9 protein-coding genes are annotated in these 11,125 nt (G+C 72.2%); 4 read left to right on the forward strand and 5 right to left on the reverse strand.

The genetic code is table 11. The features are described from left to right. The first annotated feature begins 115 nt into the window (after window positions 1-115). Window positions 116-316, forward strand: a complete 201-nt coding sequence (locus Q4A22_RS09720; protein WP_303179007.1) for a hypothetical protein — start codon at window positions 116-118, stop codon at window positions 314-316. A gap of 117 nt (window positions 317-433) precedes the next feature. On the opposite strand, the gene Q4A22_RS09725 is transcribed toward Q4A22_RS09720, so the two are convergent. The 5 genes from Q4A22_RS09725 to Q4A22_RS09745 all read right to left on the reverse strand — a co-directional run bounded on the left by Q4A22_RS09725 (window position 434) and on the right by Q4A22_RS09745 (window position 6,951). After that, a complete protein-coding gene (locus Q4A22_RS09725; RefSeq protein ID WP_303179009.1) occupies window positions 434-1,162 on the reverse strand; it encodes a class I SAM-dependent methyltransferase in 729 nt (242 codons plus the stop codon). Next, complete coding sequence (locus Q4A22_RS09730; RefSeq protein ID WP_303179011.1) at window positions 1,162-2,805, reverse strand: RNA polymerase sigma factor; 1,644 nt, start codon at window positions 2,803-2,805, stop codon at window positions 1,162-1,164. Before Q4A22_RS09730 ends, Q4A22_RS09725 begins: the two co-directional genes overlap by 1 nt. 331 nt (window positions 2,806-3,136) lie before the next feature. Then, a complete protein-coding gene (locus tag Q4A22_RS09735; RefSeq protein WP_303179013.1) occupies window positions 3,137-4,450 on the reverse strand; it encodes a hypothetical protein in 1,314 nt (437 codons plus the stop codon). Window positions 4,451-4,661: 211 nt separating this feature from the next. After that, window positions 4,662-5,957 carry a nitrate/nitrite transporter gene (locus Q4A22_RS09740; RefSeq protein ID WP_303179015.1) on the reverse strand — a complete coding sequence of 432 codons (1,296 nt, stop codon included), beginning with the start codon at window positions 5,955-5,957 and terminating at the stop codon, window positions 4,662-4,664. Between the two features lie 64 nt (window positions 5,958-6,021). Further along, a complete protein-coding gene (locus tag Q4A22_RS09745) occupies window positions 6,022-6,951 on the reverse strand; it encodes a proteasome assembly chaperone family protein (RefSeq protein ID WP_303179017.1) in 930 nt (309 codons plus the stop codon). A gap of 217 nt (window positions 6,952-7,168) precedes the next feature. Here Q4A22_RS09745 and Q4A22_RS09750 point away from each other — a divergent pair, with 217 nt between their 5' ends. From Q4A22_RS09750 to Q4A22_RS09760, 3 genes are all read left to right on the forward strand, one after another. Beyond that, a complete protein-coding gene (locus Q4A22_RS09750; RefSeq protein ID WP_303179019.1) occupies window positions 7,169-8,695 on the forward strand; it encodes a leucyl aminopeptidase in 1,527 nt (508 codons plus the stop codon). Window positions 8,696-8,864: 169 nt separating this feature from the next. Further along, complete coding sequence (gene lpdA, locus Q4A22_RS09755; RefSeq protein ID WP_303179021.1) at window positions 8,865-10,232, forward strand: dihydrolipoyl dehydrogenase; 1,368 nt, start codon at window positions 8,865-8,867, stop codon at window positions 10,230-10,232. Window positions 10,233-10,349: 117 nt separating this feature from the next. Then, a partial coding sequence (locus tag Q4A22_RS09760; RefSeq protein WP_303179023.1) for a biotin/lipoyl-containing protein occupies window positions 10,350-11,125 on the forward strand: 776 nt, incomplete at its 3' end.

Below are 11,125 nucleotides of genomic sequence, written 5' to 3' on the forward strand. Positions count from 1 at the left end.
CGGCGGGGTCCGTGGGTTGTACTGGTACGTGCGATCAGGACGGATCGACCTCCTGACGTCGCGCGGCGGCCGAGCACGAATGCGGCCGCATCCCGTACCTGTGAGGAGGATCCCCATGAACGCGACACTCGAAGCGCGTGAGCTGAACGCGACCCACCGTTGCGACGCCTGCGGAGCACAGGCCTACGTGCGGGTGGTCCTCGAGTCGACCGGTGGCGAACTGCTGTTCTGCGCCCACCACGCCCGCGCCAACGAGGGCAAGCTCCGCCCGCTGGCCGCCACGTGGCAGGACGAGACCCAGAACATCGGGGCCTGAGACCCCACGGGTGGAAGCCCTCCACCCGCAGGGTTTCCGGCAGCCGTCCCGGCCCGGGGCAGCATGGAACGAGGCGCGCACCGCGTGGTGCGCGCCTCGTTCCGTGCCCGGGTCCGGTCAGCCGGCGGTGGGCTTGCGGCCCCAGAAGATCACGTTGGTTCCCAGGTACTTGGTCTCGTACCCCACGTCCACGAAGCCGGCCGTGCGCAGCAGGCGCGCCACCTCCGTGGGCGGGACGAAGCCCAGAGTGGAGTCCTTGAGGTAGCCGTAGGCGTCGGGATCCCTGGCCACCACGCGACCGAGCAGCGGCAGCACCACTCCCATGCCGGTGGAGACCGCGAACTTCAGCAGACCTCGCGGAGGCGCCGTCTCCAGCACCACCACACGGCCGCCCGGGCGCAGCACGCGGAACTGCTCCGCGAGCACCCGGGGGATGTCGCTCACGTTGCGCAGCAGGTACCCGTGGGTCACGGCGTCGAAGGACTCGTCCTCGTAGCGCAGCTGGTGGGCGTCCGCGAACTCCCATGTGACGGTCTCCGCCCCGGGCTTCCGCCGGGCACCCTCGAGCATCTTCTCGGAGAAGTCCACACCCACGATCTCGGCACGGGGCTCACGACGCCGCGCGGCCAGGGCGATCTCGCCCGTCCCCGTGGCGATGTCCAGCAGCCGCCCACCGGGGTTCACCCCGGCGCGTCGGGCCACCTCGCGGCACCACGCGGCGTGGCGACCCAGGGTCATAAGGGTGTTGACCCGGTCGTAGGACGCGTTGACCCGGTTGAAGATCCCCTGCACCCGGGAGTCCCGCTCGGTCATCGTGTGTCCGTTCTCCCGCTCCTGAGCCGTCATCAGTCCAGGTAGTCCCGCAGCACCTGGGACCGGGAGGGGTGGCGCAGCTTGGACATGGTCTTGGACTCTATCTGGCGGATCCGCTCGCGGGTGACCCCGTAGACCTTGCCGATCTCGTCCAGGGTCTTGGGCTGGCCGTCCGTGAGGCCGAAGCGCATGGCGACCACGCCGGCCTCCCGCTCGGAGAGGGTGTCCAGGACGGAGTGCAGCTGCTCCTGCAGCAGGGTGAAGGACACGGCGTCTGCGGGGACCACCGCCTCGGAGTCCTCGATGAGGTCGCCGAACTCGGAGTCCCCGTCCTCTCCCAGCGGGGTGTGCAGGGAGATGGGCTCGCGGCCGTACTTCTGGACCTCCACGACCTTCTCCGGGGTCATGTCCAGCTCGTTGGCCAGCTCCTCCGGGGTGGGCTCCCGGCCCAGGTCCTGGAGCATCTGGCGCTGCACGCGGGCCAGCTTGTTGATGACCTCCACCATGTGCACCGGGATGCGGATGGTGCGGGCCTGGTCCGCCATGGCGCGGGTGATGGCCTGGCGGATCCACCACGTGGCGTACGTGGAGAACTTGAAGCCCTTGGTGTAGTCGAACTTCTCGACCGCGCGGATCAGGCCCAGGTTGCCCTCCTGGATCAGGTCCAGGAACAGCATGCCGCGGCCCGTGTAGCGCTTGGCCAGGGAAACCACCAGGCGCAGGTTCGCCTCCAGCAGGTGGTTCTTGGCGCGGCGGCCGTCGTGGATCACCCAGCGGTAGGCCCGGCGGGTGTCCGCGTCCATGGACTCGGACTCCTCCGCGAACTTGTGCTCCGCGTAGAGCCCCGCCTCGATGCGCAGCGCGAGGTCCACCTCCTGCTCCGCGTTGAGCAGGGCCACCTTGCCGATCTGCTTGAGGTAGTCCTTCACGGGGTCCGCGGTGGCCCCCGCCACGACCACCTGCTGCGCCGGGGCGTCGTCGTCGTCGTTGTTGGTGAGGACGAAGCCGCGGGCGCTCCTGTCCTGGCGGCCCTTCATGACCTGCGCGGACTCCTCCACCGAGGCCTGGGTGGACTCCTGCGAGTCCTCCTCCTCGGTCTCCTCGACGGTGTCCTCGGGGACCAGCTCGTCCTCGGCGAGGACCTCGTCCACGGGATCGGCCTTCTTGCGCCCGCGCCCGGTGCCGGAGGTCTTGGGGGCCGCCTTCGCCGCAGTCTTCGCGGCGGTCTTGGGGGCCGCGGCAGGGGCCGGGTCACCGGTGGCTGCGCCGGCGGTCTTCGCGGTGGCCGCCTTGGTGGTGCGGGTGCCGCCGCTTGTGGTCTTGGTGGCCGCGGTCTTCTTGGTGGCGGTGCGCTTGGGAGCGGCCGTCTTGCTCGCGGCGGTCTTCCGGGTGGCCGCGGCGGGCTTCTCGGCGGCTTCCGGCTCTGCGGCGGGCGCGCTGGTGGCGGCCTGGGCGGGCGAGGCCTTCGCCGCGGTGGTTCCGGTAGTGCTCGAGGCCGAGGTCCCGGTCTTCTTCGCGGCCGTGGACTTGCGGGCCACGGTCTTCTTCGCGGCGGTGCTCTTCCGGGGGGCCGCCTTCTTGGCGGCGCCGCTCGTGCTCGCGCCGTTCTCGGCCGAGTCCGGCTCCGCAGCAGTGGCCTGGGATGCGGACGCGGTCTTGCTGGCAGCTGGTGACACGGAGAACCTTTCGTTGGACACGTCTTCGGGTGCGTACCACGTGAGTGGCCAACACACCTATGACCCTGTCAAGCCCCCGCGCGAGACGTGCTCGCCCACCGGGACTCTGAGGGTCCTGCACTCGTCAACACCGGCCCTTCCGGAATTGTTCCCGGCGGCTCCGTGCCCTTGCCCTCCCCTGCCGCCCCGTCTCCGTGTCCGCTGCGCCGGACGACGCCGCCGCAGGAGCTCCCGTGCCCACGGCTCCGTGCGCACCGGGGCTGTTCCGTGCCGTGGTTGTTCCGCACCAGAGCTGCTCCGCTCAGGCCGTCGTCCGTCCCGTGTCCCGCTCTCAGTCGACCGCTCCCCGGCTCCAGGCGTGGCGCCCTGGCCACGAGGTGCGGGGGTCCGCGCACCACCACGGTGCCGCCTGACCGGCCAGCCGCCGCCGGACGTCGCCGGCCGCGCTGCGTCCGCGCGGGGCGGACCGGGAGGATTCCGTGCCGGCGTCCAGCAGCCCGGCGGCGGTGCGGGAGCGTCCCCGGTACTGCTCGAGCTGAGCGAGCACGGCCACCACCGCGGCGGACGCGCCCCGCGCCGCCGCGGATTCCCCCTCGGATGCGGGCTCACCGGCCACGAGCAGGCCATCGAGGACCTGGAGCACGCGGTAGGCGCTGTCGAGGGTGTCCCAGTGGGGCGGACCGTCCCACTCCCCCGAGACCGCCGTGAGACAGCGCAGCGCCTCTTCCACGGCTCCGGCCGGGGTCTCGGGCGCCGTGGCGCGCCCGACCCTCAGCCGTGACACCGCCGCCCGCAGGCCGGTGAGCGCCGCACCAGCGCGCTCGGTGCTCCCGGTGAGCCAGGCGTAGAGCAGGGCGTCCCGGGTGGCGTCGTCCAGCAGCGCGTCCAGCAGGGTGCGCAGCTCGGGGACGGGGGTGTCCAGCACTGCGGCCACCCAGTGCTCCCTGTCAGAGGCCACCCGCTCGACCGCGCGCCACCACGCCGCGAGCGCAGCCGGGGGTCCCGTCGGCGCGAGCGACCCCGGCGCCACCGCGGCACCCGCAGTGTGGTGGGCATCCGCTGGCGCCCCGGTGCGCGGCTCCCCACCGGAGCGGTTCAGGGCCCGCAGCAGCTCGTGGCCCCGGGCGCGCAGGCGCTCGCACCACGCGGGGTCCTCGCGCAGTGCCACGGGCTCCAGCGCGCTTCCCAGTGCCACCAGCTGGGCGCTGACGGCGCTGTCACGGATGAGCTGCACGGGCATCGGACGTGACGGTTCGGCGTGGTCCCACCAGTGGGCGGGCCCCACCACCAGGATCCGCAGGACCTCCAGCCCCAGGTGCTCCAGGACGCTCTGCCACGCCCGGGGCGCGCGCAGGTCGCAGGTGTGGCCGCGGGCCGGTTCCCGGTCCGAGTAGACCACCACGACCGCCTCCCCGCAGTGGGGCACGCGCAGCAGCACGTCCAGCAGCTCGTCCCCCAGGACGGACAGGTCGGCCCCAGGACCCGGGGTGTCCATGCTCAGGCACAGCGCCCGGCCCTCGGGTGCCGGGAGGAACAGCACGGAGGCATTGCGGGGCTCGTGGCCCAGCTGGTGCGGGACCAGGGCCAGCAGGTCCTCGGCGCGGCGGATCTGGAGGGTCGGGCGGGAATCCGGTGTCACGGTCATGCCCCCACGCTGACCGGTCCGGGCCCGCCGGTGCACTGCCGGTCCCGGCACCTGGGACGACGCCGCCCGGCCGGACCGCGCACCCCCTCCTGTGCAGGGCGCTCGCCGCGGTCCTCACCGCGGCCGCCGGGGCAGAGACGTGCGGGGAGCAGGGCGTGCGGGGCGAGGATCCCGCGCCACGCCAGGGCCCGGGGGCGGCGTCGCCGGGGGCCTAGACCGAGTCGGCCCCGTGGGCACGGCGCACCTTGGCCGTGCAGACGAGGATGGCCGTGGTGCCCAGCAGGGCCACGAGACCCTGGGCTGCGATCGCGGGACGGAACGCCGCGGCGTCGTACAGGGTGGTGGAGATGCCCGCGCCGTAGCGCAGGTCCAGCACGAGTCCGGTCACGTAGATGGCCAGCAGGGACGCCGCGAAGCCGCCCACGTTCGCCAGGCCAGTGGCGGTCCCGCCGCGGCGCGGCGGGTTGAAGGTGCGCACCACGTCGAAGGCGATCATCGAGGCGGGCAGGGACAGCGCGATCAGGCACACGGCCACGTACACGAGTACGACCGGGGCACGCCCGGGCCACAGCAGCAGCACCGCCCACCCGGACCAGCTCACCAGGCAGCACGTGAGCACCAGCCGCGAGCGGCGGCGCGCGAAGCGGGCGCTGAGCTTGCCCACCAGCGGGGCCACGGCCACGTTGAAGACCACGTAGACGGTCATCACGGCGGACGCCCGCGTGGGGTCCATGCCCTGGGCGTTCTGCAGGTAGGGGTAGGCCCACATGAGCGCGAAGGTGTTGCCGGAGAACTGCACGGTGAAGTGGATCCAGAACCCCAGCCGTGTGCCGGGCTCCCGGAGGGACTCCCCCATGGACTTGCGGATGGAGGAGAGCGAGATGCTGTCGGCGAGGTCGTGCACCCCGGGCGGGTGGTTGCGCAGCAGCACGGCGGAGAGCACGGCGGCCAGGACCGCGATGCCCGCCATGAGCAGGAAGGAGGGCACCCACCCCGCCGCGTGCAGCAGCGCGGCGAAGGGGATCACGGAGAAGAGCTGACCCAGGTTGCCGGTCATCCCCACCACCTGGGAGAGCATGGGGACCCTCAGGGGGGAGAACCACACCGGCAGCAGGCGCATCACGCACACGAACGTGGCGGCGTCCCCGGCGCCCACCAGGATCCGGCCCACCACGCCCGCGCCAACGGACTGTGCGGCGGCGAGCTGCAGCTGCCCGGCCGCCATGGCCACCGCGCCGGCGGCGATGAGCACCCGCGGGCCGAAGCGGTCCACCAGCACGCCCACGGGCACCTGGAGCACGGCGTAGACCAGCACCTGCATCATGGAGAACAGGGACAGCCCCGAGGCGGCCGTCTGGAAGCGGTCCGCGGCCTCCACGGACGCCACTCCGAAGCTGGTGCGCTGGGCCACGGCGGAGAAGTACGCGAACACCCCCACCCCCAGGATCAGCCACGCCGTGGGCGAGTCCTTGTACCGGGAGGGTGGGGGTGTGACCGGATCGGGCATTCTGCAGGGCCTCCTGCGGGGGTTGTGTCTGGGATGACCCGCGGGAGCGTGGGATCCCGGGGTCCTAGTGCTGGTGGCCTTCCGGGTCCTCCTGGGCCGCGAGGAACGCCTCGGCGGCCGCGCCGAGGTCGTCGGCGTCGGGCAGGTCGGCGTCGTCCGGCCCGGCCAGGATGGAGCGGCGGGCGGACGCGTCCACCACGTCATCGTATCGCCGTTCCATGTTCTCGATGACGGACTGCACCTCGGCGGAGGCGCTGGCCTGCTCGTCGATCTGGCGGATCACGTCCCGGGAGGCCTCGCGCAGCTCGTCCGTGGGCAGGGTCCGCCCCGTCACCGCACTGAGGTGCTCCAGGGCGGCCACCGCGGCCTGCGGGAGGTAGGACTCCGCGAGGTACTGCGGCACGTGCACCGACAGCCCCACGTGGTCGATCCCACCCTCCTGCAGGCGCAGCTCCAGCAGGTGGGAGGCGGAGGCGCTGACCTCGAACGTGGGCCGCCCGCCCTCCCGGCGCGGCAGCAGGTCCGCCCGCGGGCCGTGGGCGGTGACCAGGACCGGACGGGTGTGGGGCACGGGCATGGGAATCCCTCCCACCAGGGCCACCAGGCTGACCCGCAGCCGCTGGGCGAGGCCCACCACGGCGGAGGCGAAGCGCTCCCACTGGGTGTCCGGCTCGGGTCCGGTGAGCAGCAGGAAGTGCCGGTCCAGCCCGTCCGTGACCACGTGCAGGTTCAGCTCCGGGGCCTCCCACTCCTCGAAGTGGTCCTCCGCGAACGTCACGTGGGGGCGGCGGGAGCGGTAGTCGTAGAGCTGGTCCAGGTCGAAGCGCGCCACCGTCTCGCTGGGCATGGAGTCCAGGATGACGGCCTCGATCTGACCCGCCAGGTGGCCGGCCTCCACGTACCCGGACAGCGCCACGATCATGGGCAGCCCGCGCAGCCTGTCGTCGCCCAGCAGGGCGGGGTTGCCCACGTACAGGGCGGTGGGATCCAGCACTTCTCCTCCTCGTGGACGCGCGGGGTGACGCGCCACCCGCTCACGGGCGCGCGTGCGTCGTGAGAGGTGCAACGTCCCCGGGGACACCGCCTATTCCCCACCGGGGCCCCGGGGTCGTGACTAGGATCGGTGTCACACCGGCGCCCCGCGCCCGGGCCGCGGCCACCCGCACCACGGCGCCACGCGAGCTCCCTCCCACCCGTGAAAGGACACCGCAGTGACCACAGTCCAAGAGATCCTCTCCACCCACGAGGTCCGCCTCGACACCACCACCAAGCCCCTGGGCGAGTCCGCCACGGACGCCCTGGTGCTCGGCGTCTCCCACGACGGCGCGCTCGCGGTGCCGGCCGACGCCAAGGCGGGTGTGCGGCGTCGGCTGGAGGCCTTCGCCCAGCGCGCGCACGTCAGCGGCGCGCTCGACAGCGTGACCGTGGCCCCGGCCCCGGAGGACGTCCGCGCCTCCCTCGTGGTGTTCACCGGCCTGGGACGCGGCGAGGGCGAGGAGCGGGAGGAGAACCTGCGCCGCGCCGCAGGAGCCGCGGCCCGCCGTCTCCAGGGCACCGCGGCGTCCGCCACCGTGGCCCTGCCCGTCACCAGCGCGCGGGACGTGCAGGCCGTGGCAGAGGGCGTGGGCATGGGTGCGTTCGAGTACACCGCGCAGAAGGCCCGCACCGCCTCGCAGGACACGCGTCCGCTGGCGGCTGCCACCGTGTGCGTGCCCAGGGCGCTCGCCAAGGAGGCCGCGGCCGCCGTGTCCCGGGCCGCCCACGTGGCCCGGGCCGTGCGCCTGACGCGCACCCTCGTGGACCTCTCCCCGGACACTGCCACCCCCGAGTTCGTGGCGGAGCTCGCCACCGCGGCCGCCAAGGGCACCAAGGTCAAGGTGGAGGTGCTCGCGGAGAAGGAGCTCACCCGCGGCTCCTACGGCGGTCTGCTGGGCGTGGGCCAGGGCTCGGTGAACGGCCCCCGGCTCGTGAAGCTGCGCTGGTCCCCCGCGCGCGCCGCGAAGCACGTGGCCCTCGTGGGCAAGGGCATCACGTTCGACTCCGGCGGGCTCTCCCTCAAGCCCCCGGCCTCGATGATGACCATGAAGTCGGACATGGCCGGCGCCGCCGCCGTCCTGAGCACGGTCCTCGCGGCCGCGGCCCTCGAGCTGCCCGTGGCCGTGACCGGCTGGCTGTGCCTGGCGGAGAACCTGCCCTCCGGCTCCGCGACCCGCCCCGGGGACGTCCTCACCATGCACAGCGGGCACACGGTCGAGGTGCTCAACACCGACGCCGAGGGCCGCCTGGTGCTCGCGGACGGCCTGTGGGCCGCCGGCCAGGAGGACCCGGACCTGCTGGTGGACATCGCCACGCTCACCGGCGCACAGATGGCCGCCCTCGGTGTGCGCACCGCGGGCGTGATGGGCGACGACGCCGCCCGGGGCCTCGTGCTCGACGCCGCCGCGGCCGCGGGCGAACCCGCGTGGCCCATGCCCCTGCCCGAGCACCTGCGGCCCTCGCTGGACTCCTTCGTGGCGGACCTGAAGAACATGGGGGACAAGCACGGCGGAATGCTCGTGGCCGGGCTGTTCCTGCGCGAGTTCGTCCCCGAGCACAGCGGCCGCCGCGTGCCGTGGGCCCACATCGACATCGCCGGGCCCTCCTTCAACGAGGGCCAGCCGTGGGGCTACACCCCCAGGGAGGGGACCGGCTTCGGGGTGCGCACCATGCTCGCCCTCGCCGCCGCCCAGGGGAAGTAGCACCTCCTGTGACGTGCCCCACGCGGGAGAGGGCCCCGGCCCGTAATGCACGGTGCCCCCTCCCGCGTGGCGTTAGTCTTGACACCAGCCGTGACCGTCCTCCGCAGCCCCCGGATCGGGACTCGGGCGGACACCTCAAACCATGAACTCGAACCCCGAGGGAGCCAACGTGGCCGACAACGAATACGACATCCTGGTCCTGGGCGGAGGATCCGCCGGGTACTCCGCCGCTCTGCGCGCGGTGCAGCTGGGCTTCAGCGTGGCGCTGATCGAGAAGGAGAAGCTCGGCGGCACGTGCCTGCACTGGGGCTGCATCCCCACCAAGGCGTACCTGCACTCGGCGGAGCTCGCCGAGGGTGCCCGGGAGTCGGAGAAGTACGGCATCAAGGCCACCCTGGACTCCATCGACATGAGCGCCGTGCGCGACTACAAGAACAAGATCGTGCAGGGCAAGTACAAGGGCCTCACCGGCCTCATGAAGATGCGCAAGGTGGACGTGGTGGCCGGCAACGGCCGGCTCACCGGCCAGAACACCATCGACGTGGACGGCACCACCTACACCGGCAAGCACATCATCCTGGCCACCGGCTCCGTCTCCAAGACCATGGGTCTGGAGATCGGCGGTCGCGTGATGACCTCCACCGAGGCGCTGGAGATCGATTTCGTCCCCAAGTCCGCGATCGTGCTGGGCGGTGGCGTCATCGGCTGCGAGTTCGCCTCCATGTGGCGCTCCTTCGGCGTGGACGTCACCGTCATCGAGGGCCTGCCCCACCTGGTGGCCAACGAGGACCCCGCCATCATCAAGACCCTCGAGCGCGAGTTCAAGAAGCGCGGCATCAAGTCCAACCTGGGCACCTTCTTCGAGAAGGTCGAGCAGAACGACGACGGCGCCAAGGTCACCCTCGCGGACGGCAAGGAGTTCGAGGCGGAGATCGTGCTCGTGGCCGTGGGCCGCGGACCGAACACCGCGGACATGGGCTTCGAGGAGCAGGGCATCCCCATGGACCGCGGCTTCGTGACCCCGAACGAGCGCCTGCACACCGGCGTGGGCAGCATCTACGCGATCGGCGACATCGTCCCCGGCGTGCAGCTCGCCCACCGCGGCTACCAGCAGGGCCGCTTCGTGGCCGAGGAGATCGCGGGGCTGAACCCCGTGGTCGTGCCGGACATCAACGTCCCCAAGGTCACGTTCACCGAGCCCGAGATCGCCTCCGTGGGCTACTCCCAGCCGAAGGCCGAGGAGAAGTTCGGCAAGGACAACGTGGAGACCTTCGAGTACAACCTCGCCGGCAACGGCAAGAGCTCCATCCTGGGCACCGGCGGCATCATCAAGCTTGTGCGCGAGAAAGACGGTCCCATCGTAGGCTTCCACGCGATCGGCACGCGCATCAGCGAGCAGATCGGCGAGGGCCAGCTCATGGTCAACTGGGAGGCCTACCCGGAGGACGTCGCCGCCTTCGTGCACGCGCACCCCACCCAGAACGAGGCCATCGGCGAGGCGGCCATGGCCCTCGCCGGTTCGCCCCTGCACGGCTGAGTCACCGCCCCGGGCGCCCGCCCTGCCTGGCGGGCACCCGGGGCACCTTCCCGGTGCCCAAGCCGCCCGGGTCCGCAGAACACTTTTACGATCTTTTAGAGAGGGACGGACAAGACAATGTCTGAAACCGTTAACCTGCCCGCACTGGGCGAATCCGTCACCGAGGGAACCGTCACCCGCTGGCTCAAGCAGGTCGGCGACCAGGTGGCCGTGGACGAGCCCCTGCTGGAGGTCTCCACCGACAAGGTCGACACCGAGGTCCCCTCCCCCGTGGCCGGCGTGATCGAGAAGATCCTGGTCGAGGAGGACGAGGACGTCGAGGTCGGTGGCGCGCTGGTGGTCATCGGAAACGGCTCCGGCAGCTCCGGCTCCGACGACGCCGCCCAGGGCGAGTCCTCGGAGTCCCAGGACTCCGAGGAGCAGGCCCCCGAGCCCGCGCAGCAGAGCGAGCCGGAGCAGTCCGAGAAGGCCCCCCAGGCCGAGGCGAAGCAGTCCTCGGGCAGCTCGGTGGAGGTTACCCTCCCCGCGCTGGGCGAGTCCGTGACCGAGGGCACCGTGACCCGCTGGCTCAAGCAGGTCGGCGAGCAGATCGAGGTGGACGAGCCCCTGCTGGAGGTCTCCACCGACAAGGTCGACACCGAGGTCCCCTCCCCCGTGGCAGGCACCCTGCTGGAGATCAAGGTCCAGGAGGACGAGGACGCCGAGGTGGGCCAGGTTCTGGCGCTCGTGGGCGACGAGTCCGCGGCCGGGTCCGCCCCCTCCGGCTCCGACGACGGCGGCTCCTCCGAGAAGCCCGCCGCCGAGAAGATCGAGGACGCGGCCACCACCGCCGACTCCGGCGAGAACACGGAGCAGGCCGCGGAGGCCGAGACCGAGCAGGCCCCGAAGACAGA

This window comes from Kocuria sp. (assembly GCF_030530945.1).
Taxonomy (GTDB): domain Bacteria; phylum Actinomycetota; class Actinomycetes; order Actinomycetales; family Micrococcaceae; genus Kocuria.

Excerpts from the sequence above, each read along its gene's own strand:
- Q4A22_RS09735 (WP_303179013.1), bottom strand. The coding sequence starts at position 4,450 with ATGACCGTGACACCGGATTCCCGCCCGACCCTCCAGATCCGCCGCGCC.
- Q4A22_RS09740 (WP_303179015.1), bottom strand. The coding sequence starts at position 5,957 with ATGCCCGATCCGGTCACACCCCCACCCTCCCGGTACAAGGACTCGCCC.
- Q4A22_RS09725 (WP_303179009.1), bottom strand. The coding sequence starts at position 1,162 with ATGACGGCTCAGGAGCGGGAGAACGGACACACGATGACCGAGCGGGAC.
- Q4A22_RS09720 (WP_303179007.1), top strand. The coding sequence starts at position 116 with ATGAACGCGACACTCGAAGCGCGTGAGCTGAACGCGACCCACCGTTGC.